The organism is Bradyrhizobium sp. CSA112, from assembly GCF_029051645.1.
Classification (GTDB): domain Bacteria; phylum Pseudomonadota; class Alphaproteobacteria; order Rhizobiales; family Xanthobacteraceae; genus Bradyrhizobium.
In genome coordinates this window covers 101,603-127,696 of record NZ_JAACFS010000018.1, presented here as the reverse complement: position 1 = coordinate 127,696, position 26,094 = coordinate 101,603, and the positions used below count along the sequence as shown (strand labels likewise).

Sequence of the window (26,094 nt, the reverse complement as noted above, 5' to 3'; positions counted from 1 at the left end):
AGGTCTGGCGTTAACCGTCGCAGTCAAAAGCATGGCGTTCAGAACGAGTTAGAGCTAGATTCAGGCCCTGCTTCAAGGAGCAAGACCGGCTCTCAAGACCGGCACCTGAGGCAGGCGACAGAGGGAGGAAGAGAGCATGGCCAGACCGGCAGTGCTGACAGTCGCCGACACGATCGCGAAGAGTTTTTTGACGTCCGTGGAAACCCGCGGCGACCGGCCCGCGATCCGCGAAAAGAAGTTCGGCATCTGGCAGCCGACCAGTTGGCGCGAGTGGCTGCAGATATCAAAAGATATCGCATTCGGCCTGCATGCCATCGGCTTCCGGCCCGGCGACGTCGCCTCGATCATCGCCAACGCGGTGCCGGAATGGGTCTTTGCCGACATGGGCATCCTCTGCGCCGGCGGCGTTTCTTCCGGAATCTATCCGACCGACTCCTCCTCGCAGGTCGAGTATCTCATCAACGATTCCTCGACCAGGGTGATCTTTGCCGAAGACGAGGAGCAGCTCGACAAGATCCTGTCGTGCCGTTCGCGGTGCCCGACATTGCAGAAGATCGTCGTGTTCGACATGGAAGGCCTGAGCGGCTTTACCGACCCGATGGTGCTGTCGCTGGCCGAGTTCATGGCGCTCGGGCGCAACCACGAGCAGGGCAACGAGGCGCTGTGGGACGAGATGATCGGTAGCCGCTCAGCCTCCGATCTCGCCATCCTCGTCTACACCTCCGGCACCACGGGCCCACCCAAGGGTGCCATGCATTCCAATCGCAGCGTGACGCATCAGATGCGCCACGCCAACGACCTGTTTCCGTCGACCGATTCCGAGGAGCGGCTGGTGTTCTTGCCGCTCTGCCACGTCGCCGAGCGGATCGGCGGCTATTACGTCTCGCTGGCGCTGGGATCGGTGATGAACTTTGCCGAAAGCCCGGAAACCGTGCCGGACAATCTGCGCGAGGTGCAGCCGACCGCCTTCCTCGCGGTGCCCAGGGTCTGGGAAAAATTCTATTCCGGAATCACGATCGCGCTAAAGGACGCGACCTCGTTCCAGAACTGGATGTACCGCAACGCGCTCGCCATCGGCAACCGGATGACCGAGTACAAGCTGCAGGGCGATACGCCGCCGCTGTCATTGCGGCTCGCCAACCGCGCCGCCTATTGGCTGGTGTTCCGCAACATCCGCCGCATGCTCGGGCTCGACCGCTGCCGGCTGGCCTTTACCGGCGCAGCCCCGATCGCGCCCGATCTGATCCGCTGGTATCTCGCGCTCGGCCTCGACATGCGCGAGGTCTACGGCCAGACCGAAAATTGCGGGGTTGCGACCGTCATGCCGCCCGACCGCATCAAGCTCGGTTCGGTCGGCAAGGCCGCACCCTGGGGCGAGGTCGCGATTTCGCCGCAGGGCGAGATCCTGATCCGCGGCGATTTCCTGTTCATGGGCTATCTGAACCAGCCGGAAAAGACCGCGGAGACCATCGACGCCAAGGGATGGCTGCACACCGGCGACGTTGGCTCGATCGACAATGAAGGCTTCGTCAGGATCACCGACCGGATGAAGGACATCATCATCACCTCGGGCGGCAAGAATATCACGCCGTCGGAGATCGAGAACCAGCTGAAGTTCTCGCCCTACGTCTCCGACGCCGTGGTGATCGGCGACAAGCGGCCGTATCTGACGTGCCTCGTCATGATCGACCAGGAGAATGTCGAGAAATATGCCCAGGACCACGACATTCCCTTCACCAACTACGCCAGCCTGTGCCGTGCGCAGGAGATCCAGGACCTGATCCAGCGCGAGATCGAGGCCGTCAACGTCAACTTCGCGCGCGTCGAAACCATCAAGAAGTTCTACCTGATCGAACGTCAGCTCACGCCTGAGGACGAGGAGCTGACGCCGACCATGAAGCTGAAGCGCAGTTTCGTGAACAAGCGTTATGCGGCCGAGATCAACGCCATGTATGGCGAACGGGCGGTGGCGTAGGTCCCGGCCGGATATCGGGGGAGCGGAATTTTGAAAACGGCGAAGGATTGAGAAGGCCCCACCCTTCGCTCAACACGGGCCAAACGAAGAGGAGACTGCAATGTCGAAATCGTTCAAGGTGCTGGGCCTTGCGGTGAGCGCCCTTGCGCTGACCCAGTTGCCGGCCGCAGCGCAGACCAAGGTTACCGATCAAGGCATCTCGGCGAACGAGATCGTCGTCGGCACCCATCAGGATCTGTCCGGCCCGATCAAGGTCTGGGGTGTCCCGGTTTCCAACGGCATGAAGATGGCTGTGGAGGAGGTCAACGCGGCTGGCGGCATCAACGGCCGCAAGATCAAGCTGATCCTGGAGGACAGCGGCTACGATCCGAAGCGCGCTGTGCTGGCATCGCAGAAAATGGTCGAGCGCGACAAGGTCTTCGCCATGGTCGGTCCGATGGGCTCGCCCACCGTGCTAGCGTCGCAGGATATTCTGTTCGATGCAGGCGTGCTGCAGCTCTTCCCGCTGACGGCAGCCGAATTCACCTTCAAGTTCGATCCGGCGAAGCCGCAGGAGCGGCTGAAATTCAGCAATCTGCTGCCCTATGTCGAGAGCACGCGCGCCGTGGTCAAGTACATGATCGAAGCGAAGAACTTCAAGAAGCCGTGCATCCTGCATCAGGACGACGAGTACGGAAAGAACGTGCTTGACGGCTTCACCCAGCAGGTCACAGCGATGAAGCTCACGCCTGCGTCTGTCACCAGCTATAAGCGCGGCGCCTCCGACTTCAGCGCGCAAGTCGCCAAGATGAAGGCCGACGGCTGCGATATGGTCGTGCTCGGAACCGTGATCCGCGAAACCATCGGCGCGATGGGCGAAGCCAAGAAGCTCGGATGGGACGTCACGTTCCTCGGCGCCACGCCGACCAACGTGCTTGAAGTGCCGGCGCTCGGCAAGGAAGCGGTGGAAGGGCTTTACGCCGCGGCCGCTTTCGAGATTCCCTACGAGGATACGGCCAAGGGCAAGGTCAAGGATTGGCTGACGAACTACAAGAAGATGTTCGGCTCCGACGCCAACACCCAAGCCATCATCGGCTACAACTCCGTCATGACCTTCGCCCACTACGCGAAAAAGGCCGGCAAGGACCTGACGGGTCAGAAGATGCTCGATGCATTGGAGTCGGGCGACAAGTTCATGGACATCTTCAACTCACCGCCCACCGTCTTCTCGAAGACCAACCATCTCGCCAGCACGATTACCCAGGTTCAGCAAATCAAGAACGGCCGCTGGGTGCTGGTGAAGGATAATCTGATGTTCTGATGGAGCGTTCGGCTCCCAACGGCAGAGGGCTCAACGACCAAGGGCTGCGCGAGACGATCGCGCAGCCCTTTTCTTATTGTATTTTGCGGTCTCCGATCGGAGCGCCGTCATTGCGAGGAGCGAAGCGACGAAGCAATCCATCTTCCTTGTGGCATAGTGGATTGCTTCGCGGAGCCTGTCATCCGGCGGCGCTACGCGCCGACCGGGTGGCTCGCGATGACGGATCAGTCACTTCGGCCGGATCGAGTCCGCGGTGCCCTGGATGAACGCCTGCAGCTTCGGGATATCCTCTTCCTTCAGCTTGCCGGTGAAGTCAGGCATGCCGCGGTCGCGGAACGGGCCCTTGAACACGATGTCCTTCAGGTTGGTGATGGTTTCGGGGGCGACATAGCCGAGGTTCCGGATGTTGCCGCCGTTGTCGACGCCGGGCACGGCGTGGCAGGCCGCGCAGGCGGCGACGTAGATGGCGGTGCCTTCAGGGATATCCTTCGGATCATACTTCACGCCCTTCAACAGCCCCTCGGTCTGGTACTTCACGAAGGCCGGCAGCGGCGCCTTGCCGTCGATCGCGAAGGTGTAGACCGTGCCGGGGCTCTGCAGTTCGGTGGCGCGAATCCACTGGCCGATCACGCCGCCCCAGCCGACTGCGATCGAGACATACTGCTTGCCGTCGAGCAAGTAGGTCGAGGCCGCCGCGACCACGCCGGTGCCGGTCGGGCTTTCCCAAAGCTTCTCGCCTGATGTGGCGTTGTAGGCGACGAAGCGCCCGTCGGCCGTGCCCTGGAACACGAGATTGCCCGCGGTGGTGAGGGTGCCGCCATTCCACGGCGCCACGTGCTCGACGCGCCAGGCCTCCTTTTGCTTGACGGGATCCCAGGCCAGCAGGCGTCCGAAGGCCGGGTTCTTGGGTGGCGTGGCGTTCAGCTGGAAGCCGATATTCCAGCCCGTTGCGCTGGCGAATTTGCCGGGCTCGACGGCATTGTGCTTGAAGGCCTTTTCCGGCGTCAGATTGGTCGGCACGCCCTGCGCTGGAATATAGACAAGACCGGTTTGCGGATTGAACGACATCGGATGCCAGTTATGGGCGCCGGCCGGGCCGGGAATGCTGTCATAGGCTTCGTCGCTGCGCGCCTCCTTGATCTCGATCGGCCGGCCGTTGGCGTCGTAGCCGGTGGCCCAGTTCACGTCGACGAAGTTTTTTGCCGAGATGAACTTGCCGTTGGTGCGGTCGATGACGAAGAAGAAGCCGTTCTTCGGCGCATGCAGGATCACCTTGCGCGGCGCGCCGTCGATATTGATGTCCGCCAGGATCATCGGCTGGGTGGCCGTATAGTCCCAGTGATCGCCGGGCGTTTCCTGATAGTGCCAGGCATATTTTCCGGTATCGGCATTGAGCGCAACGATCGAGGACAGATAGAGGTTGTCGCCGCCGGAGGGGCTGCGGACTTTCTGATTCCACGGCGAGCCGTTGCCGGTGCCGATATAAACGAGGTTCAAATCGGGATCGAAGGTGATGGTGTCCCAGGCCGTGCCGCCGCCGCCGTTGATCCAGTATTTGCCGGCGGGATCCCAGGTCTTGGCCGCGGCCGCCATCGATTCATCCTCGAACGGCTTTGACGGATCGCCAGGTACGGTGAACCAGCGCCATGCCTGGTTGCCGGTCTCGGCGTCATAGGCGGTGACGTAGCCTCGCGCGCCGAATTCGGCGCCGCCATTGCCGATCACCACCTTGCCGTTGAATACGCGCGGCGCACCGGTGATGGTGTAGGAGCGCTCCTTGCTGGCGATGGTGTCCCTTTCCCAGACCACCTTGCCGGTGGCGGCGTCGAGCGCGAACAGGCGCCCGTCATAGGCACCGAAATAAACCTTGCCCTTCCAGAGCGCGACGCCGCGATTGACCACGTCGCAGCAGCCCTTGTAGCCCTTCTCGCGGTCGACCTTGGGATCGAAGGTCCAGAGCCGCTTGCCGGTGCGGGCGTCGATGGCGTGCACTACGCTCCATGACGCGGTCTGATACATGATGCCGTCGACCACGACCGGCGTCGCTTCGACGCCGCGCGAGGATTCGAGCGGATAGCTCCACACCAGCCCGAGCTTCTTGACGTTGTCGGCATTGATCTGGTTGAGCTTGGAAAAGCGCGTCTCGGCATAGTCGAGCCCGATGGTCGGCCAGTCGTTCGAGGTCGCGGTGTTGGCCTTGATCGATGCGCCGTCGACCGCCGAGGTAACGGCCTTGATGTGCTCGGGTGATCCCTTGGCGGGAGACTGCGCCAGCGCGGCGCTGCAGGATAGCGTCAGGCTCAGCCCGATTGCGATCTGCGCAAGGCGCAACGATCGATGGGAAACGGTGGCAATGTCAGGAAAAAAACGGCAAGCGGAATCAACGCGCGGTGAACGTGTCATCTCATTCCCTCCCAGTGATCTCTAGCGGATCTGCCGGAATGCTATGCCGGTGAGAAGGATCGCGTCAATCGAAGCGGGACGCGAAATGAAAAAGAGAAAATCTGTCTCGCCATGGTCTCACCGAACGAATGCAAGCTGGCATACCGGCGGCAGCGCACCATCGGCCCACGAGGGCAGGGAAGATCAGGCGAGGAAAGCAGATTGTTGTCAGTCGTCGCCGCGCAACAATTGCGCGCCGTCAGTCGGCACGTTCGAATGACTGCCCCGCGGAAGCGGCCAGAGAACTCACGACGAGCGGAGCCACAGAATTATTGCCCGAGACGTCGGCGAGCAGGGGAGCATCGGCGTAACGCATCACGCCGTGCTGGCCGATCACGAATGTCGGCCGGAAATTTCTCACGTCGGCATCCTCGACCATCGCCATGCGGCGGTTATCGAGCGTCAGCCAGCGGCCGTCCAGCCGCGCGGCGGCCAGCGCATGGTCCTCACCGCGGATGGTATCGCGCAGGACCACGATCCTGAGATCGTCGGGCGCAAGACCGGCGCGGCGCAGAGCGACGAATTTTGCAATCGCATAGTCCTCGCAGTCGCCGCCGCCGCGCGCGAGCGTTGCGAGCGGCGACGCCCAGACGTCGATCTGGCCGTGTTGGGCGAGGTCGCTTGTCGGCCGGATGGCGAGATTGATGGCGCGGTTGATTTCGCCAAGCCGGGCGCGGCCGTCGCGCAGCCAGGCGGCGTCGACGATGTCGAGGAATTTCAGCGCGGCCGGCGACACGCAGCCGTCACGGTCGCCTTCGCAGAGCGCAAGCTGCACCATTTCGTCGTCGAGCCGGCGTTGCACGCCGATCCATTTGTCGTGCAGCCCGCCGCTGGAGAGTGAAGATGCGGCAAGCCCGAACGGTTCGGCCGATTGCTGGATCAGCTCCGCCCGCATAGACGGCTCGGGCGTCTCCGCCCGCAGATCGGCCGGTCCGAACCAGGCCAAACCGCACGCGACGATGCCCGCACGCCATGCGTATGCATAGACTGGCAACCCCATCTGACACCCCTTGTCCGGGCATCGGCGGGCTTGTTCTGCCTGCTCGTGACCGGATCATTTCGGAATGGGCAGGATGGGCAAGGGTTCTTTTGATCTGTCTAAAACGATAGGGGGCGAGCCGGGAGTTTGCGAAACAGCCTGAACGTGGCCTTGCCAGTTACAGCTAATTTTATCGATCCACTCAGATCGGCGCTCATCAAAGACCGCCCGGATATCCCGGAAAGGCTGGGGACCTGCGCAGAGTTTACGGTTGCGGAAGGGTCACAGTGTCACCGAATTAACCATGCTCGAAGAATCGCTCCGGTGGCGCGATTGCGGCCTGTCCTGGAGCTTCGAAGGGATGACGGCTTCCAGTGGGCGGGAAGTAATCAGCCTTCAGGCGGCTGTCGCTTTCCTCAGGAAGCAGCACTCGCTGCGCTGCAGCAAGGATAAGGTATTATGACTGTTTAATTTTTATGCCTCGGGAGGGTTTTATGCCTCGGGGGAGCCATGCCCATTTTTCGATCAGTCCGAGTTAAATCCGGCCTTTTCCTCGCCACACTTTCGCCCGACACTTTTACGGACCTTTTCGGTTCTGTTGCAGACTTACCCCATATTAAGGGTATTCGCCGCCCACGTGCTTTTGTGTTCCCTACCTGCGTGGTATGAAAACTCCGCAAGAAATTTCATAATTCTTAACTATTTATATATGGTGACCAATTGAATTACGCCGGCAAGTTCGGATCGGGCGACCTCGACCCTTTTTCCGGCGCGGATATTGGCCTCGGACCTCTGCTGTCATCGCACGGCCATCTTTCGTCTCCCGGCAAGTTCCATGTCGACAAGGTTTCGACACATGCGCCGTCGGACGCGATAATTGTTTCTGATGCCCATCTCCTGTTCCACGGTGACTTCAAGCGGTCGGGCGTCGACCTGATCCTCACCGGCGGCGACCGCGAGATCGTGCTGCACGATTACTTCAAGGGCGAGAAGCGGGCGGCGCTGGCGTCGCCCGACGGCGCCCACCTCACCGGCGACATCGTCAACGCGCTGAGCGGGCACACCCAGTTCGCGCAGGCCGACGGCAGCGCCAGCGTCGCGCCCGCGGTGATCGGCCATGTCACCAAGCTGACGGGCAACGCGACCGCGATCCGCAACGGCGTGTCGATCATCCTGAACCAGGGTGACACCGTCCACAAAGGTGACGTCGTCCAGTCCGGCTCCGATTCGACGCTCGGCATCACCTTCATCGACGGCACCGTGTTCGGCCTCGCATCGAACGCCAAGATGGTGCTGAATGAAATGGTCTACGACCCCAACGGGTCGGACAACAAGTCGCTGCTCAGTCTGGTGCAGGGCACCATCTCCTTCGTCGCCGGCGCCACCGCCAAGAAAGGCGACATGAAGGTCGACACGCCGGTCGCGACCATGGGCATCCGCGGCACCGCCGTGCTGGTCGAGATCGACTTCGAAGTGCCGGGGCAGGGCGGCGCGCCGCCGGCGAAATTCCAGGTGCTGGTAGAGCCGGACGGCACCACCGGCTCCTACATCCTGTTCGACAAGACCACGCTGACGCCGATCGCGACCGTCAACAGGGCGGGCACGCAGACGATCATCAACGGGCAGGGCTCGGTGAGCTTCCAGTCGTCGGTGCAACTGTCGCCGGACGCGCAGAAGATCATCACCGACGTGTTCTCGTTGAAGTTCTCAGACCTCAACAACCCGAACACCAAGCTGACGACCAACTTCACCGACTCGATTGTTCCGGAAACGCTGTTCCTCAAGCTGGCCAGCAACGACTTCGCCCCGGTTACGCTTCAGTTCGTCAATATTCCGGACAGGCCTGCGTCAGCGCCGGCTCCGGCGCCGGTCGACAGGCTCACTCATATCCCGGGGCCGCCGCAAGCGGCGGCGTTCGGTGGCGCCACTACCGAACGCGTCGATGTGACCGCGAGCTCTACGATCAACAGCATCTCCGGCATCGTCAACTATCTCGACATCAACGTCGGCGACACGCCGAGCGTCAGTGCGCAGTTTTCTTCCTTCATTTATCAGAACGGGCGGGGCGCCGACGTCAGCGCCACGCTGACGGCACAGCAACAGGCCGCGATCAAGGCGGTCGAAGTGCCGCTGGTCGTGGTGCAGGACCCCAACGGCAAGAATTTTGGTACGGCGACCTGGACCTACATCGTCGCCGATGGCGCGTTCGACTTCCTCGCCGCCGGCGAGACGCTGAACCTGACTTATCAGGCGCGGGTCGACAACAACTACGCGCCGAACAACGAGACGACGTTCGTGCCGTTTACGATCGTCGTCACCGGCACCAACGACAAGCCGACGATCTCCGCGACCGGCGGCACGATCACAGAGCTGATCGGCACCGGCAATGCGGCGGTCGATACCGTGTCCGGCACCGTCACCTTCGCCGATGTCGACCTGACCGACCGTCCGATCGTCAGTGCGGCAATCTCCGCGACCGATCCGTTCCGCTATTACAATGCGCAGGGCAAAGACGTCACTGCGACGCTGACGCCGGCGCAGCTTGCGGCGATCCTGGCTGTCGAGGTGCCGCTGAGCGTGGTGCAGGGGGGCGGAAACACCAACAACGGCTCGGCGACCTGGACCTACAGTATTGAGGACAGCAAGTTCGATTTCATCGCCAAGGGCGAGACGCTGACCCTCAACTATGTCGCGCGGGTCGACGATGGTCACGGCGGCGTCATCTCGACGCCGATCACCGTCTCGATCAAGGGCGCCGACGTCGTCGTCATCGGCACCAACGACGTGCCGACCATCACTGCAACGAGCGCCGCCTTTGCCGAGCTTTCGAACACCAGCCAGCCAAACCCGACGGGCTCCAACGCGCTCCATGTCGCATCCGGCACCATCAAGTTCACCGACGTCGACCTGACCGACCGGCCAGTGGCGAGCGCGGCCTTTACCTCGTTCACCTACGTCACCCACCTGAACGCCTCCAGTGTCGACGTCACCTCACAGCTCACGGCTACGCAACTCGCGGCGATCGCGGCGGTGGGTGAGCCGCTGACGGTGGTGCAGGCACCCGGCAATGCCAATAACGGTTCGGCGAGCTGGAGTTACAGCGTCGCCGACGGCGCGTTCGATTTCCTCGCAGACAGCGAAATCCTCACGCTGACCTACACCGCAACAGTCGATGACGGACATGGCGGCGTGGTGACCAAGCCGATCACGATCACCGTCCTCGGCAGCAACGATACGGCCGATATCACCAGCGATCCGCAGACCGCGGCCATCTCGGAACGCGCCGATGTCAACGGTTCGGCGATGCCGGATACCGCCAGCGGCGCGATCAAATTCATCGACGCCGATCTGACCGATACGCATGAGGTCAAGATCACCGGCGTCAATGCCTCGGGCGTGAAGACGGGCCTCGCCAACGGCACGGTCCAGCTTAGCTGGCTTTCCTTGGGGCCGCTGACCGACTCCACCAATGGGGTGACCGGCTCGCAGAGCTGGTCGTTCTCGGCGCCGGACAGCTATTTCGATTATCTCGCCGTTGGTGAGACGGTCACGCTGACCTACACGGTGAAGGTCGACGACCACCATGGCGGCATCACCTGGCAGGATGTCATCGTCGGCTTCAAAGGCAGCAACGACGCGCCTGAAATCGCCGATATAGCGCAGCGGAGCCTCACCGAGCAGACCGATACCACGGCCCTGACGACGACGATCCCGGTCACGTTCACCGATCGCGACCTCTCCGACATCGGACACACCGCAGCCATCACCGGCGTGGTGGCATCCGGCACCATCACGGGCCTTTCGCTCAACGCGACGGCGCTGATCGCACTGGTCACGCCGGGCACGGTGACCAAGGTTGCCGGTTCATCCTCCGGCTCCGCCAACCTTTCGTTCTCGGCCGCCTCGACCGCGTTCGATTATCTGGCGAAGGGCGAGGTCCTGACGCTGACCTATACGGTCGCGATCAACGATGGCGATGGCGGGGTGACGCCGAAAAGTTTCGTCGTTACCGTCACCGGCACCGACGACGCGCCTGTCATTGCCAACATCGTGCAAACGAATCTGGCTGAGCAGGCCGATACGTCGGCGTTGACGGCGACGATCCCCGTCGCTTTCACCGACGTCGACCTGACCGATGTCGACCATACCGTAGCCATCACCGGCGTGGTGGCGTCCGGCACGACGACAGGCCTGGCGCTCGGCGATGCCGCACTGAAGGCGCTGGTGACGCCTGGCGGGGTGACCAAGGATGCCGGCTCCTCGGCCGGCTCGGTCAATCTGTCGTTCTCGGCCGCCTCGACCGCGTTCGACTATCTGGCGAAGGGCGAGGTCCTGACGCTAACCTATACGGTCGCAATCAACGATGGCGATGGCGGGACCACGTCGAAGAGTTTCGTCGTTACCGTCACCGGCACCAACGACGCGCCTGTCATTGCCAACGTCGTGCAAACGAATCTGGCTGAGCAGGCCGATACGTCGGCGTTGACAGCGACGATTCCGGTGACGTTCACCGACGTCGACCTGACTGATGTCGGCCATACCGCAGCCATCACCGGCGTGGTGGCGTCCGGCACGACGACAGGCCTGGCGCTCGGCGATTCCGCACTGAAGGCGCTGGTGACGCCTGGCGGGGTGACCAAGGATGCCGGCTCCTCGGCCGGCTCGGTCAATCTGTCGTTCTCGGCCGCCTCGACCGCGTTCGACTATCTGGCGAAGGGCGAGGTCCTGACGCTAACCTATACGATCGCAATCAACGATGGCGATGGCGGGACCACGTCGAAGAGTTTCGTCGTTACCGTCACCGGCACCAACGATGCGCCAACCGTGCAGTCCGGCGTATCCACAAAGGTGGCGCAACTCGCGAACGAGAACGGCGTTGCCGTCTTCGACGGACAGTTCTTTGGCAGCGACAAGCTCACCGTCAGCGATCCCGACGGCGCCCTGCATGGTATCGCCATCACCGGGGTCGACAACGGTGGCGCGGGCGGATACTGGGAGTATCATCTCCTCACCGGGAATTGGATCGCGATCAAACTGGATTCCGGCAAGGCCTTATTGTTGTCGGCCGACGCCAAGGTGCGCTTCAACGGCTCCGGAAGCGGCGACACCGAGCATCTGACATTCATGGCCTGGGATGGCACCGATGGCTCGACCTCGGGTTCGATCATCACGAAGCCGTTAGCGACAGGCGGTACAACCGCGTTCAGCAGCGGAGTCTGCAGCGTTGGCGCCAAGAACGACGCGCCGGTCATCAATACCGCCCAGTTCACCGTGGTCGAAGATCAGGCCAAGGGGACGTTCGCGACCTCGGGCAATGACGTGATCTTCTCGACCAAGCACGACGACGTCCTGAAAGGCGGGGCAGGCGCCGACCAATTCGTGTTCGCCAAACACATGGGCAACGACACGATCAACGACTTCCAGCCGGGGCAGGACAAGATAGACCTTCTTGCCCACGTTCCATTTGAGCCCGGCGATTCCGATTCCTTCGCTTTGTGGCTCAAGAGCGGTGCGGTCGAGCAGGTAGGCTCGGACACCCTGATTCAGTTCGATGCAGGCAACAGCATCCAGTTGTCGAACATTGCTAGGGCGAACCTGCAGATGAGCGACTTCATTCTTCATCCCGGCGGCAATGGCTGATCGCGCCTCTGAGCCCGGTGCGCCTCTGCGAGACTCCGGGCGTGCCAGACTGTCCGATGCGTGATATCCAGACCGCATGAAGCGGCTAGGGGCCTTACCCAGGTGGTTCAAGCGGCGCATCGGCTATGCCCGGCTGCTGTGCCTTGCGCTCCTGATCGGGTTTGCCGCCCTTCGCTACGCCGACCCGGCTCCCGTCGAAGAAATTCGTGTCAGGACTTTTGACGCTTTCCAGCGCATCGATCCGCGCAAGAAGACCGCGCGGCCGGTCACCATCGTCGATATCGACGACAAGAGCCTGGAGAAGCTCGGGCAGTGGCCATGGCCGCGCACGCGCATCGCCGATCTCATCACCGAACTGACCCGGCTCGGCGCGGTCGTGATCGCGTTCGACGCGGTGTTCCCGGAGCCCGACCGTCTCAACCCTGCCTTGGCAGCGGACACCTTCCGCAATCTCGACGAGGAAACCCGCGCCAGGCTGCGCGCGCTGCCGAGCAACGACCAGATCTTCGCCGATGCCATCCGGAAGTCGCGTGTCGTGCTCGGCGAATCCGGCCTGCCGGAGGAAATTGCGACCCTCGACAAGACGCTGCCGGTCACCGGGCTCGCGATGCTGGGGGAGGAGCCGCAGCGCTTCATGTTCGATTTCCCCGGCCTGCTCCGCAACGTGCCGGTGCTGGAGCACGCCGCCGCCGGGCGTGGCCTGTTCACGATCAAGCCCGAACGCGACGGCATCGTGCGGCGAGTGCCGATGATCATGCAGGCGCAGGGCCAGACCATGCCGTCGCTCACGTTCGAGATCCTGCGGGTCGCCAGCGGTTCGGGCACCATCCTGATCAAGGCCGAAAAGGCCGGCATCAAGAGCATCGGCGTCAAGGGGTTTCAGATTCCGACCGACCATAATGGCCAGCTCTGGGTCCATTATGCCCGCAACGATGCCTCAATCTACGTCCCTGCGGTCAACGTGCTGGAGAAGAACGTCGCGCCCGACATGATCGCGGGCAAGCTGGTGCTGATCGGCACTTCGGCGGCCGGCCTCTACGACATCAAGACCACGCCGGTGTCCCGCGCCATGCCGGGCGTCGAGATCCACGCCCAGGTGCTCGAAAGCGCGCTGACCGGCGCGGTGATCTCGCAGCCGAACAACGGCATCGCCGTTGAATTCGCGACCGCGCTGCTGTTCGGGCTTCTGGTTATCGCGTTCGCGCCGCTGTTCGGGCCGGTCACGCTGGTCGCGCTGGGAGCGGCGTTTGCGGCCGCGTTGCTCGGCACGTCGGTGTATTTCTACACGCAGCACCGGCTGCTGATCGATTTCACCTATCCGCTGATGTCGACCACGTCGATCTATCTGACGCTGATCTTTTCCAGCTTCGTGCGCGAGCAGGCCCAGCGCCGGCAAATTCGCTCCGCCTTCGGACAGTATCTGTCGCCAGCGCTGGTCGAGCAACTAGCGCAGTCGCCGGAGAAACTTGTGCTCGGCGGCGAAGAGCGCGAGATGACCATCATGTTTTCCGACATGCGCGGCTTTACCTCGATCTCGGAAACCTACAAGAGCGACCCGCAGGGCCTCACCGCGCTGATGAACCGCTTCCTGACGCCGCTGACCAACGCCATCCTCAGCCGCAAGGGCACCATCGACAAATACATGGGCGACGCCATCATGGCGTTCTGGAATGCGCCCCTCGACGACAAGGACCACGAGCTCAACGCCTGCGAGGCCGCGCTCGACATGCTGGAACGCGTCGACGAACTCAATCAGGCGCGCGAGCTGGAGGCGAAGGAAGAAGGGCGGCCGTTCATTCCGCTCAATGCCGGCATCGGACTCAACACCGGCACCTGCGTGGTCGGCAACATGGGCTCTGACCAGCGCTTCGATTATTCGGTGTTCGGCGACAGCGTCAATCTGGCCTCGCGCCTCGAAGGGCAGTCCAAGGAATACGGCTTCCCCATCATTGTTGGCTCCAGGACCGCGCTTGCGGTCAAGGACAGGTTCGCGATCCTCGAACTCGACTTCATCATGGTGAAGGGCAAGAAGGAGCCGGAAGTGATCTACGCTATCGCCGGCCGCGAGGACGTCGCACAATCAGGCCGTTTCCAGCGCCTGCGCAACCTGACGATCGAGATGCTCGCCTGCTATCGCAACCGCGACTGGGAAGGCGCGCTGGCCACGATCGAACGCGGCCGCAAGACCGACGACGCAAACGCGCTGGAGCTGCTCTACGATTTGTATGAGGTGCGCATCCGCGGCTATCTCGAAAATCCGCCGCCGGAAGATTGGAACGGTGCGTTCGCGCTGCTGACGAAGTGAAAAGACCGTAGGATGGGTGGAGCCAACGGGTCGCGCGAACGCGCGCCCGATGACAGGCTCCGCGATACCCATCAAATCCCTGCGCGGAAGCGCGATGGGTTTCGCTCTGCTCTACCCATCCTACAGGCTCCCTGTGGTTATGAGTCTAGGGTCGCGCTTCGCTTGCCCGCATAGTGGATATTGCGAGACCACCAATCCCAAGCGCGCGCTAACTACTCCGATAACAGGCGGACCATCTGGCGTCCGCCATTCATTTCCTTGAGGCTGTTGACGTAGTTCTCGGGACGCAGCCAGCGGAGAGGCACTTTCAGTCCCATAAAACTTGCGATGCTGCCGATAAACGCTGTGCAGTTGGATGTTTCCGCGTTCCAGACCGGTGAACTCGCTTGCAATTTCTTGATGTAAGCGAACACCCTTTTTGCGTCCGGCTCACTCAGGTAAACCCGGTAGCTCGCGGTCAGGTACTCCGGATCAAGATCGCCATAGCTCGCTCCGGTCTCGGACGGGACCCACGTCAAATGCCCCAGCACGTAGGCAAAGGTGTCTCCGGCAGGCGTGAGGCCCGCGACCTCAACTGCTCGCTCGCTTGTCTTCCCGTACCAGACGAAGGCATGTCCCCAGCTCGCCGCCGTCCTGGCTCTGAAATCGACGTAGTACGGGCCCTTGGCTGTGCCCCGCGTTCGAGCCGCCGGCGCCGCTGGTCTTGGCTGGATGGGCGCGTCACCAGACACAAGTGCATTCGCGGCAGCTAAGCGCTTGCGTGCCTCGTGTGCAGAAGCCGATGGAATTGTGCCTGGGAGCGAAGCTGCGAGTGTGAGTCCCGCAAGCAACCATGGTCCCAATCTGTTAGGTGGCCTCGCCACGCTTCGCCCTCAACCCTCGACGAGAAAGGCAGGTTCAACGATCCCTCGGTCAATGCCGTGCGCTAGTAGCGCGACACGACGGGCCCGGGCGGCCTCCCGATTGGGCTCTTGCCGACCGGTGTCTTGCCAATCGTCGCGACTGGTGTCTTGCCAATCGGCATCTTGCCGACGGCAGCTTGCTGATAGACGGGCTGCCGACGTGGAATGTCGGCGGCGCTGGCGGCAGTCACCACGGCAAGCGTTGCGCCCGCTACAATCGCAATCTTGATCACGGCAGTTCCCCATGAGGTTAGACGAAACAAAGCATGCCTGCTGAGCGCTGCCCAGCAGGCATGCCGTGCACATGATCGTCGGAATACGACCACAGTACGGCGGACACGTTCGGCGAACATGACTGCTGTGCGGCAGTTGTGAGGCGGGCAAAATCCTCGAGCCCTGTTCGTGCGGACCCGGTGTTCTAGATCAAGCCCCTTTCACTCCAGCCCGATCGTCGTCAAATCCTGGAACCAGTGCTGGGCCTGTACGAACTTCTTCACCTTCGGCGACAGCGCGTGTGGATTGGTGTCGTGCACCACCCACACCAGCGTGGCGTCGTCGACGATCTCTGCGTGCGCCTGTGCCAACAGCCCGTCCTGCTTTGCGACGTCGAACGTCTGCTTGGCCTCGTCGATCAGCGCGTCGACCTTCGCACTTCTGTAGCCGCCCCAGTTGACGCCGACCGGCGCGATCTGGCCGGAGTGGAAGAAGCGGACGATGGCGTAGAGCGGATCCGAGGTGACATAGGCGATGTTGTTCGAGGTGATGTTGGCGTTCATCTCGTCGGCCGCGCCCTTGCGCCAAGCCGTATATAACGTCTCGAGCTCGACCACCTTGAAGTCGATCTCGATCCCGATTTCCTTGAAACTCTGCTGCAAAAATTCGTTCATCGGCAGCGACAGCATCTGCCCGGTGCCGCCCTGCGCGATGATGAAAGTCGCCTTTAATGGCTTCTCCTTCGAGTAGCCGGCTTCCTGCACCAGCTTCTTCGCCGCCGCGACATCGTATTTCAGCTCGAAACCCGGCTTGCCGAACCACGGGCTCGACGGATCGACCTGGCCCTTGGCAGGCTTTGCCAATCCGTTCATCAGCCCGACCACGGCCTCGCGGTCGATCGCAAGGTTCAGCGCCTTGCGCAGGCGGATGTCGGTCCAGGGCGAGCCGGGCAATACGCTCAAATGATAATTCCAGACATGCGGCGTGACATTGTCGACGATCTTCATGCCGGCGGATTTGAGCTGCGGCACCGCATCCGGCGCCGGCGTCTCGATCAGGTCGACCTGGCCGGCCAATAGCGCATTGGTGCGCGTCAGCGCTTCCGGCATCGGGATCAGCACGATCTTGTCGGCCTTCGGAAGCCGCTTCTTGTCCCAATAGCCGGGGTTCCTGGTGAGCTCAGCCAGTTCGCGCGGGACAAGTTTGGTCAGCCTGAACGGTCCGGTGCCGGAGGGCTGGCTGGCGAACTTGTCCCAGTCCTTGCCGAGCTTCTCATACTGCGCCGGGCTGGACACCAGAAACCACAGCATCTGATACGGGAAGAAGGAATCAACGGCCTTGGTCGTGATCTCGATGGTCGCATCGTCGATCTTGGCGTAGCTTGCCACTGAAGGCAGGCGGGTTTTCACCTGCGCGCTCTGGCGCTTGTCGAATTGCGGTGCCTTCTCGTTGAGCACCTTGTCGAGATTCCAGATCACCGCGTCGGCATTGAAGTCGCTGCCGTCATGGAACTTGACGTCCTGACGCAGGGTGAAGCGCCATTTCTTCTTGTCCGCTTCATCGACCTTCCATTCGGTCGCAAGCCCCGGCACCAGTTTTCCCGGCCGGTCGGACACGTCCATCTCCCAGGCGACCAGCGGATCATAGATCGTGTAGGCCGAAAACTGGTAGGCGCCGGCACCGCGGTCCGGCTGGCCGGTGGTTAGCGGGATGTCCGCCATCGAAATGCCGTAGCGCACAATGGTTTCCGCCTGCGCCGAATTCGTAGGCAAGCCAAGTGGGAATCCTAGGATGAGTGCTGTGGCAGCAAGAAGCATCGAATTTCGGATGCGCATGAATTAAGCTCCATCGGGCGGGGGTTGGAGCTAAAAAATGCAAGCTTGGTGCCAGATGGAGCATAGAACCTGCGCGTGTATACGCACTCACAGGGAGTTGTGCGGCTAATCGCCCCCGCGAAAGCCCCTGCCTTGGCACAGGCGTTGCATACCTTTGCATAAGAATTAGTCACCCAAGTCGAGAAGGGATTGCTGCATATGCGTAACGACAAATCGAAGAAGACGGCCACCGCGTGGCTGCTGGCGACGGCGCTGGTGGTCGGACTGCCGCAACTCGCGAGCGCCGAAACGGTGCTGCGGATCGGCATGACGGCCGCCGATATTCCGCGCACGCTCGGGCAGCCCGATCAGGGCTTTGAGGGCAACCGCTTCACCGGGCTGACGATGTATGACGCCCTCACGCTGTGGGACCTGTCGTCGGCGGAGAAGGCGAGCGTCATGATCCCCGGGCTCGCGACCGAATGGAAGGTCGACGATGCTGACAAGAAGAAGTGGACCTTCAAGCTGCGTCCCGGCGTCAAATTCCATGACGGCTCGCCGTTCAATGCCGACGCCGTGGTCTGGAACGTCGAAAAGGTGCTGAAGCAGGATGCGCCGCAATTCGACGCCAGCCAGGTCGGCGTCACCGCTTCGCGCATGCCGACCTTGGCCTCCGCCCGCAAGATCGACGACATGACGGTGGAATTGACTACCAAGGAGCCGGACAGCTTTCTCCCCATCAACCTGACCAACCTGTTCATGGCCAGCCCCTCGAAGTGGCAGGCGTTCTATGACAAGGCTGAAGGCGCCGACGCCAAGGCGAAGTCGCAGGCCGCCTGGGCGGCGTTTGCCCGTGACGCGTCGGGCACCGGTCCCTGGAAGATGTCGAAATTCACGCCGCGCGAACGGCTCGAATTGGTGAAGAACGAGGGCTATTGGGACAAGGCGCGCGTGCCCAAGGTCGACCGGATGGTGTTGCTGCCGATGCCGGAGGCAAATGCCCGCACCGCAGCATTGCTCTCCGGCCAGGTCGATTGGGTCGAAGCGCCGGCACCGGATGCGGTCAAGGAGATCAAGCAGCGCGGCTTCCAGCTCCAGGCCAATGAATCGCCGCATGTCTGGCCGTGGCAGTTCTCGCGCATCGAAGGCTCGCCGTGGAACGATATCCGCGTCCGCAAGGCGGCCAATCTCTGCATCGATCGCGAAGGCCTCAAGGAGGGCCTGCTCGCCGGCCTGATGGTGCCGGCCACCGGCACCTTCGAGCCCGGGCACCCCTGGCGCGGCAAGCCGACCTTTGCGATCAAGTATGACCTGAAGGCTGCGCAGAAGCTGATGCAGGAAGCGGGCTACGGTCCGAACAAGAAGCTGACGGTGAAGACCCAGACGTCGGCGTCGGGATCGGGCCAGATGCAGCCTTTGCCGATGAACGAGTATCTGCAGCAGGCGCTGGCCGAATGCTACTTCGACGTTCAACTCGACGTCATCGAGTGGAACACGCTGTTCACCAACTGGCGCCGCGGCGCCAAGGATCCCACCGCCAACGGCGCCAATGCCACCAACGTCACCTATGCGGCGATGGACCCGTTTTTCGCTTTGGTGCGCTTCCTGCAGTCGTCGATGGCCCCGCCCGTCTCGAACAATTGGGGCTTCATCAACAATCCCAAGTTCGATGAACTGGTGAACAAGGCGCGCCAGACCTTCGACCCCGCAGCGCGTGACGCAGCGCTCGCCGAACTGCATGCGGCTTCGGTGGACGATGCGGCGTTCCTCTACGTCGCCCACGACGTCTCGCCGCGCGCCATGAGCCCGAAGGTCAAGGGCTTTGTGCAACCGAAGAGCTGGTTTGTCGACTTCTCGCCGGTGTCGATGGCGCCGTAGGTGCAGGACTTGCGATGTTGCACCCTCTCCCCTTGTGGGAGAGGGTGGCTTCGATGCGTAGCATCGAAGACGGGTGAGGGGTTCTCTCTGCGGACACACCTCCCTCATCTGAACGTCTGCGTCCGCGGATAGAACCCCTCATCCGGCGCGGACTAAAGTCCGCGCCACCTTCTCCCACAAGGGGAGAAGGAAGAAGAGAGTTGCTCGTGTTTGCTTATATCGCCCGGCGTATCGTCTACGTCATTCCGATCGTGCTCAGCGTCGCGCTGGTGTGTTTCCTCCTGGTGCACATTACGCCCGGCGATCCGCTCGTTGCCGTGCTGCCGGCCGATGCGTCGCAGGAACTCGCCGCGCAAATGCGCACGGCCTACGGCTTCGACCGGCCGCTGCCGGTTCAGTTCGGGCTCTGGCTGTGGCGGGCGATCCATGGCGATCTCGGCAGCTCCATCGCCACCGGCCGCCCGGTGCTGACCGAAGTGTTGCGTGCGGTCGGCAACACCGTGACGCTTGCCGTCGCCGCCGCGTTGATCGGCTTCACGCTCGGGCTGTTGTTCGGCCTGATCGCCGGCTATTTTCGCGACACCTGGATCGACAAGGTCGCGACGTCAGTCGCCATCGCCGGCGTCTCGGTGCCGCATTACTGGCTCGGCATGGTGATGGTCATCATCTTCTCGGTGCAGCTCAACTGGTTGCCCGCGGTCGGCGCCGGTCCCGGCGGCTCCGGCGCGTGGGGCTGGGACTGGGAGCACATGAAGTATCTCATCCTGCCGGCGATCACGACCTCGGTGATTCCCATGGGCATCGTCACCCGCACCGTGCGCGCCCTGACGGGCGACATTCTCTCGCAGGATTTTGTCGAGGCGCTGCGCGCCAAGGGTCTGCGTGAACTCGACGTGTTCAAACACGTTATCAAGAACGCCGCGCCGACTGCGCTCGCGGTCATGGGGCTGCAACTCGGCTATATGCTTGGCGGTTCGATCCTGATCGAGACCGTCTTCTCCTGGCCCGGCTCGGGCCTCTTGCTCAATTCCGCGATCTTCCAGCGCGACCTGCCGCTGCTGCAGGGCACGATCCTGGTGCTGGCGCTGTTCTTCGTGGCCCTCAATCTGCTGGTCGATATCGCGCAAGCCGCGATCGATCCGCGCATCAAGCGGGGCTGATCCATGACCGTGATGTCGGATACCGCCCTGCAAGCCGCGCCCGCGACCAAGGCGCGCGGCTATTGGGCGACCGTCGGCCGCCGCATCTCGCGCGACAAGGTCAGCATGGTCTGCGCCTTGGTGCTGGTGCTGATCTTCGCCTCCGCGCTGCTGGCGCCGTGGCTCGGCCTCGCCGATCCCTACCAGGGCTCGATGATCCGCAGGCTTCGCCACATCGGTACGCCGAACTATCCGCTCGGCACCGACGAACTCGGCCGCGACATGCTGGCCCGGCTGATCTATGGCGGCCGGCTGTCGCTGATCATCGGCATCCTTCCCGTGATCTTCGCCTTCGTGATCGGCACCTCGCTCGGGCTTGTCGCCGGCTATGTCGGCGGCAGGCTCAACACCGCGATCATGCGCACCATTGACGTGTTCTATGCCTTCCCCTCGGTGCTGCTGGCGATTGCGATCTCCGGCGCGCTGGGCGCCGGTATCGTCAATTCCATCGTCTCGCTGACCATCGTGTTCGTGCCGCAGATCACCCGCGTCGCCGAAAGCGTCACCACGGGCGTACGCAACATGGATTTCGTCGAGGCCGCGCGCGCCTCCGGTGCCGGGCCTTTCACCATCATGCGGGTGCACATGCTGGGCAACGTGCTGGGCCCGATCTTCGTCTACGCGACGGGGCTGATCTCGGTGTCGATGATCCTCGCGGCAGGTCTGTCGTTCCTCGGTTTGGGCACCAAGCCGCCGGAGCCGGAATGGGGCTTGATGCTGAACACGTTGCGGACCGCGATCTATGTCAACCCATGGGTGGCGGCGCTGCCGGGCGTCATGATCTTTGCGGTGTCGATCTGCTTCAACCTGCTCAGCGACGGCATGCGCAGCGCCATGGATATCAGGAACTGACGCGATGAGTGAGACAAGCCGTTCAGTCGAACTACTGGAACAGGTCGAGGACGTCGGCGGCGCAGCGCAGCCGCTGTTGCAGGTATCGGGGCTGACAAAGCATTTCCCGGTGCGCGGCGATCTGTTCAGTCCTCGCAAGACCGTGCGCGCGGTCGACAATGTTTCCTTCTCCATCGCCAAGGGCGAAACGGTCGGGATCGTCGGCGAATCCGGCTGCGGCAAGTCGACCACGGCGCGGCTGCTGATGCATCTGATGAAGCGCGATGCCGGTGATATCGTCTATGACGGCATGCAAGTCGGCCGCGCGCTGTCGCTGCGTGAATTGCGCCGCGGCATGCAGATGGTGTTTCAGGACAGCTACGCCTCGCTCAACCCGCGCCTGACCATCGAGGACTCGATCGCGTTCGGCCCCAAGGTTCACGGCATGGCGGATGCTGCCGCGCGGATGCTGGCGCGCGAGCTGCTCGGCAAGGTAGGCCTGCGGCCCGAAACCTTCGCCAACCGCTATCCGCACGAGATTTCCGGTGGCCAGCGCCAGCGCGTCAACATCGCGCGTGCGCTGGCGCTGTCGCCGCGGCTCGTGATCCTCGATGAAGCCGTCTCGGCGCTGGACAAATCGGTCGAAGCGCAAGTGCTCAATTTGCTGGCGGACCTGAAGCGCGAGTTCGGCCTCACGTACTTATTCATCAGCCATGATCTCAACGTGGTGCGCTACATCTCGGACCGCGTGCTGGTTATGTATCTCGGCGAAGTTGTCGAACTCGGCCCGGTCGACAAGGTCTGGGATGCGCCGGCGCATCCCTATACGCGGGCGCTGCTGGCCGCGATGCCATCTTCCGACCCCGACAACCGCACCGAGACACCGCCGATCTCGGGCGATCCGCCCAACCCGATCGACCCGCCATCCGGCTGCCGGTTTCACACCCGATGTCCATTTGCGGAGCCGCTCTGCGCAAATGCGACGCCAGAACTCAGCGATGTCGATACAATGGGCCATCAGGCGGCGTGCTACATGGCCATTGCCGGCTCCGGGCACAGCCGCGCACCGGCCAAAGAAAATGACAAGGGAGCAACCGCCGCATGACAAGACCCGATCCCAAACAGGTCAAGGTAATGACCGACGTCGCCGGCGTTCCGCAGGATTCGGAAGTTTCCGCGCGCATCGCCAATTCCATCGGCCCGGCCTTCGACGGTTTTGCGCCGATCGCGGGCACGCTGCCGATGGATCTCGAGCCTGCAAGCTTCCTTCTCGTGCAGAACGCCAAGGTGTCGAAATGAGCGGCGAACCGGCCTTGATGTCGCTGGTGTCGGTCGCCAAGGCGATCGCCGGCAAAAAATTATCCTCGCGTGAGGTGACGCAGTCCTGTCTCGACCGGATCGCGCAATGGCAGCCGCGCGTCAACGCGTTCATGGCGATCGAGGCGGAGGAGGCGCTTGCTGCCGCTGACGCCGCCGACGCTGATCTCGCCAAGGGCAAGAATCTGGGTGTGCTGCACGGCGTGCCGATGGCGCACAAGGACATGTATTACGAGGCCGGCAAGGTCGTGACCTGCGGCTCAAAAATCCGGCGCGAATTCGTGGCTACGACGACCTCGACCGCGCTGCAGCGCCTGAGGGATGCCGGCTCCCACCGGCTCGGCTCGCTGCAGATGGTCGAGTTCGCCTACGGCCCGACCGGCCACAACGTGCATTACGGCGCGGTGCGCAATCCCTGGAATGTCGATCACATCACCGGCGGCTCGTCGTCCGGCTCGGGCTCGGCGGTCGCGGCGCGGCTGACCTTTGCGGCGCTGGGCTCCGACACCGGCGGCTCGATCCGGATGCCCGCGCATTTCTGCGGCGTCACCGGCTTCAAGACGACGGTCGGCCTTATCAGCCGTGCCGGCGCGATGCCGCTATCGCAATCGCTCGACACAGTCGGCCCGCTCGCACAAACCGTCGAAGACTGCGCGCTCCTGATCGGGCTGATGGCTGGCGCTGATCCCGAGGATCCCACCGCCTCGACGCGCCCGGTGCCGAACTACATGGCCGCGACCACAGGCTCGCTCAAGGGCGTGAAGATCGGCGTGCCGACCGCCTTCTATGTCGACGATCTCGATTCCGAAGTGGCACGGGTGCTCGACGAGACCATCGCTACCCTCAAGAGAGAGGGCGCCGAAATCGTCAAGATCGAGCTCCCGGACCAGCGCCAGCTCACCGCCGCCTGCCAGATCGTGCTCGCCACCGAAGCCGCCGCCTTCCACAAGCGTTGGATGATCGAACGGCCGCAGGATTATGGCGCGCAGGTGCTGATGCGGCTGCAGAACGGGCTCGCCATTCCCGCCGTGACCTATCTCGAAGCGATGCGCTGGCGCGGTCCGGCGCTGGCTGCGTACCTCGCGGCGGTTACCGGCACCGATGCCGTGATCGCGCCGGTCGCGCCGATGCCGGCGGCGACCATTGCCGAGAGCGATGTTGGCAACAGCCTCGACGCGGAAGCCGTGATCCAGCGCATCACGCGCTTCACCCGGCCGATCAATTATCTCGGCCTGCCGTCGCTTGCGATTCCCGCAGGCTTCACCGGAAAGGGCCTGCCGGTCGGCATGCAGTTGATCGGCCGCCCCTTCGATGAGGCCGGGCTGTCACGGATCGGCGCGGCGTTCCAGCGCGCCACCGACTATCACCAGCAGGTACCGAAAGCTGCATGAGCAATCTCGTCGAAATCCGCGACCTCAACATCCGCTTCACGGGCGAGCGCACGGTTCATGCCGTCAACGATATCTCGCTCACGCTTGGCGAGGGCGAGGTGCTCGGCCTGCTCGGCGAATCCGGCTCGGGCAAGAGCGTGACCTTGCGGGCGCTGATGCGGCTGTTGCCGAAGAAGCGGACGCAGATTTCGGGCAGCGTGAAGGTGCTGGGCCGCGACGTGCTGGCGATGAACGACGAGCAGCTCTCGGCGTTCCGCGGCCAGACCGTCTCCATGATCTTCCAGGAGCCGGCGCTGGCGCTCGACCCCGTCTACACGATCGGCCACCAGATCGCGGAAAGCGTGATGCGCCATGAAGGCAAGAGCCAGAAGGAAGGGATGGCCCGCGCGCTGGAAATGCTGGAGGTGGTTCGCATTCCCTCCGCCAGGCGTCGCCTCGATGCCTATCCGCACGAGATGAGCGGCGGCATGCGGCAGCGCGCGATGATCGCGCTCGCCCTGGCCTGCAAGCCGAAGATTCTTTTGGCCGACGAGCCGACCACGGCGCTGGACGCCACCGTGCAGATTCAGATCCTGCTGCTGCTCCGCGAATTGCAGCGGGAGTTCGGCATGTCCGTGATCTTCGTGACCCACGACATCGGCGTGGCGATTGAAATCTGCGACCGCGTCGCGGTCATGTATGCCGGCCAGATCGTGGAGCAGGGACGCCTGCGCGACATCGTGCGCTCGCCGGTTCATCCCTATGCCAAGGGCTTGCTGGCCTCGACCGTCCATGGCGCCAAGCGCGGCCAGCGATTGGAGACGATCCCGGGGACGCCGCCCTCGCTCGACAAGGCGCCCGCGAGCTGCTCGTTTGCGCCGCGTTGTACGTTCGCGCAGCCGAGCTGCACCGAACGCTTACCGCCCAACGTGCAAGTATCGCCGGATAGAACCGCGCGCTGCGTGCTGGCGGAGGCGGCGGAAACTTCTGCGGCGAACTGATATGATGAGCCTGGGCTGCGCGCGGCATTCCCCGGATGCTGCGCAGCGCGCCGCGCTTCGCGGCGTGGTGCGCTGCTGATCCGGGGTCCAAACGCTGTGGCAGTAGGTAGGTCCCGGCTCTGCGGCGCAGCGCTTCACGCTGCACCGCGTCCGGGACAAGAGAACAGTTAGCCACCGAGCCCCGGATCGGCCCAGCGCTCGATCTGAGACGGTCCTACGATCTGCTTGGGCTGATGGGGATTGAGCGTGCCTGCGCTGGCGGACCAGCCCTTGGCCAGGATCTGCATCGCAAACAGCTTGGCGTCGATTTCAGATTTGAAGGTTCGGGTCGAGCGGGTCGTGCTCTGCGCAGTCTCGTCCGTCTTGTCTCGACCAAAAGTCACATACCAAATGTCGCCCTTCTTCATGGCTGCATAACGCGTGTGGCGGAAAAAAGTTTCAACGCTGCGACAGCCGCTGCAAGCCGCAAAAGTTTTTGGGTCGTCACATCGGGCAATTATAGCTATCGTTCGGCTGGACGCGACGCGCCGCAACATCCGGGGGCTTCAAATGCAGATTTCCAACGAAGGCATTCTCGTCATTCTCTTCGTCGGTCTGGTGGCCGGCTGGCTCGCCGGCAAGATCGTGCGCGGCACCGGCTTTGGCATCATCGGCGACATCATCGTCGGCATCGCCGGCGCGCTGCTCGCAAGCCTCTTGTTTCCGAAGCTCGGCATCCGCCTCGGCACCGGGCTGGTGTCGGAGATCGTCTACTCCACCATCGGCGCCGTCATCCTGCTGCTGGTCGTGCGGCTGGTCCGCACCGGCGGGCGGTTATAGTTACCTACAGCCCGATGGCTTGAAGTCAGCGGCAGGGACCTGCGCAGGTCGCCTGGCGCCCTCCGGTTAGCCCGGCCGTAAAGTGCGGTGGAAGATAGCGGGTGAGGTC

At 62.9% G+C, this 26,094-nt stretch carries 18 protein-coding genes; 12 read left to right on the top strand and 6 right to left on the bottom strand.

The annotated features are described in order from the left end of the window. The first annotated feature begins 136 nt into the window (after positions 1 to 136). Both GWE18_RS25990 and GWE18_RS25985 read left to right on the top strand, forming a co-directional pair. On the top strand, positions 137 to 1,975 hold the full coding sequence (locus GWE18_RS25990; protein WP_275188539.1) for an AMP-dependent synthetase/ligase: 1,839 nt from the start codon (positions 137 to 139) through the stop codon (positions 1,973 to 1,975). A gap of 100 nt (positions 1,976 to 2,075) precedes the next feature. Beyond that, positions 2,076 to 3,275, top strand: coding sequence for an ABC transporter substrate-binding protein (locus tag GWE18_RS25985; protein ID WP_275188538.1), 1,200 nt, complete (start codon positions 2,076 to 2,078; stop codon positions 3,273 to 3,275). A 228-nt stretch (positions 3,276 to 3,503) separates the two neighbouring features. Here the strand turns inward: GWE18_RS25985 and GWE18_RS25980 are convergent, their stop codons facing one another. Continuing rightward, entirely contained in the window at positions 3,504 to 5,678 is a 2,175-nt protein-coding gene (locus GWE18_RS25980; RefSeq protein WP_275188537.1) for a PQQ-dependent dehydrogenase, methanol/ethanol family, read from the bottom strand. 238 nt (positions 5,679 to 5,916) lie between these two features. Further along, complete coding sequence (locus tag GWE18_RS25975; protein ID WP_275188536.1) at positions 5,917 to 6,717, bottom strand: transglutaminase-like cysteine peptidase; 801 nt, start codon at positions 6,715 to 6,717, stop codon at positions 5,917 to 5,919. Positions 6,718 to 7,416: 699 nt separating this feature from the next. On the opposite strand from GWE18_RS25975, the gene GWE18_RS25970 reads away from it, so the two are divergent. Both GWE18_RS25970 and GWE18_RS25965 read left to right on the top strand, forming a co-directional pair. Further along, positions 7,417 to 12,336 carry a VCBS domain-containing protein gene (locus GWE18_RS25970; protein ID WP_275188535.1) on the top strand — a complete coding sequence of 1,640 codons (4,920 nt, stop codon included), beginning with the start codon at positions 7,417 to 7,419 and terminating at the stop codon, positions 12,334 to 12,336. Positions 12,337 to 12,412: 76 nt separating this feature from the next. Next, positions 12,413 to 14,641: an adenylate/guanylate cyclase domain-containing protein gene (locus GWE18_RS25965; protein WP_275188534.1), complete on the top strand. Its 2,229-nt coding sequence runs from the start codon at positions 12,413 to 12,415 to the stop codon at positions 14,639 to 14,641. Between the two features lie 212 nt (positions 14,642 to 14,853). Here GWE18_RS25965 and GWE18_RS25960 read toward each other — a convergent pair whose 3' ends face one another. From GWE18_RS25960 to GWE18_RS25950, 3 genes are all read right to left on the bottom strand, one after another. Then, complete coding sequence (locus GWE18_RS25960; RefSeq protein ID WP_275188533.1) at positions 14,854 to 15,504, bottom strand: hypothetical protein; 651 nt, start codon at positions 15,502 to 15,504, stop codon at positions 14,854 to 14,856. Between the two features lie 62 nt (positions 15,505 to 15,566). Next, the gene (locus GWE18_RS25955; protein ID WP_057849005.1) at positions 15,567 to 15,776 is read right to left on the bottom strand and encodes a hypothetical protein; all 210 of its coding nucleotides are present in this window, start codon (positions 15,774 to 15,776) and stop codon (positions 15,567 to 15,569) included. A 201-nt stretch (positions 15,777 to 15,977) separates the two neighbouring features. Next, the gene (locus tag GWE18_RS25950; RefSeq protein ID WP_275188532.1) at positions 15,978 to 17,591 is read right to left on the bottom strand and encodes an ABC transporter substrate-binding protein; all 1,614 of its coding nucleotides are present in this window, start codon (positions 17,589 to 17,591) and stop codon (positions 15,978 to 15,980) included. A gap of 198 nt (positions 17,592 to 17,789) precedes the next feature. On the opposite strand from GWE18_RS25950, the gene GWE18_RS25945 reads away from it, so the two are divergent. From GWE18_RS25945 to GWE18_RS25915, 7 genes are all read left to right on the top strand, one after another. After that, positions 17,790 to 19,448: an ABC transporter substrate-binding protein gene (locus GWE18_RS25945; RefSeq protein ID WP_275188531.1), complete on the top strand. Its 1,659-nt coding sequence runs from the start codon at positions 17,790 to 17,792 to the stop codon at positions 19,446 to 19,448. Positions 19,449 to 19,654: 206 nt separating this feature from the next. After that, on the top strand, positions 19,655 to 20,608 hold the full coding sequence (locus GWE18_RS25940) for an ABC transporter permease (protein WP_275188530.1): 954 nt from the start codon (positions 19,655 to 19,657) through the stop codon (positions 20,606 to 20,608). A gap of 3 nt (positions 20,609 to 20,611) precedes the next feature. Beyond that, entirely contained in the window at positions 20,612 to 21,499 is an 888-nt protein-coding gene (locus GWE18_RS25935) for an ABC transporter permease (protein ID WP_275188529.1), read from the top strand. A 4-nt stretch (positions 21,500 to 21,503) separates the two neighbouring features. Beyond that, positions 21,504 to 22,583, top strand: coding sequence for an ABC transporter ATP-binding protein (locus tag GWE18_RS25930; protein ID WP_275188528.1), 1,080 nt, complete (start codon positions 21,504 to 21,506; stop codon positions 22,581 to 22,583). Beyond that, on the top strand, positions 22,580 to 22,777 hold the full coding sequence (locus GWE18_RS25925) for a hypothetical protein (RefSeq protein ID WP_275188527.1): 198 nt from the start codon (positions 22,580 to 22,582) through the stop codon (positions 22,775 to 22,777). Before GWE18_RS25930 ends, GWE18_RS25925 begins: the two co-directional genes overlap by 4 nt. After that, complete coding sequence (locus tag GWE18_RS25920) at positions 22,774 to 24,186, top strand: amidase (protein WP_275188526.1); 1,413 nt, start codon at positions 22,774 to 22,776, stop codon at positions 24,184 to 24,186. The genes GWE18_RS25925 and GWE18_RS25920 overlap by 4 nt, the downstream gene beginning before the upstream one ends. Further along, entirely contained in the window at positions 24,183 to 25,166 is a 984-nt protein-coding gene (locus GWE18_RS25915) for an ABC transporter ATP-binding protein (protein ID WP_275188525.1), read from the top strand. Before GWE18_RS25920 ends, GWE18_RS25915 begins: the two co-directional genes overlap by 4 nt. Positions 25,167 to 25,333: 167 nt before the next feature. Here GWE18_RS25915 and GWE18_RS25910 read toward each other — a convergent pair whose 3' ends face one another. Continuing rightward, a complete protein-coding gene (locus GWE18_RS25910) occupies positions 25,334 to 25,573 on the bottom strand; it encodes a hypothetical protein (protein WP_275188524.1) in 240 nt (79 codons plus the stop codon). Positions 25,574 to 25,715: 142 nt separating this feature from the next. On the opposite strand from GWE18_RS25910, the gene GWE18_RS25905 reads away from it, so the two are divergent. Then, the gene (locus GWE18_RS25905) at positions 25,716 to 25,985 is read left to right on the top strand and encodes a GlsB/YeaQ/YmgE family stress response membrane protein (protein ID WP_057849015.1); all 270 of its coding nucleotides are present in this window, start codon (positions 25,716 to 25,718) and stop codon (positions 25,983 to 25,985) included. Positions 25,986 to 26,094: the final 109 nt, after the last annotated feature.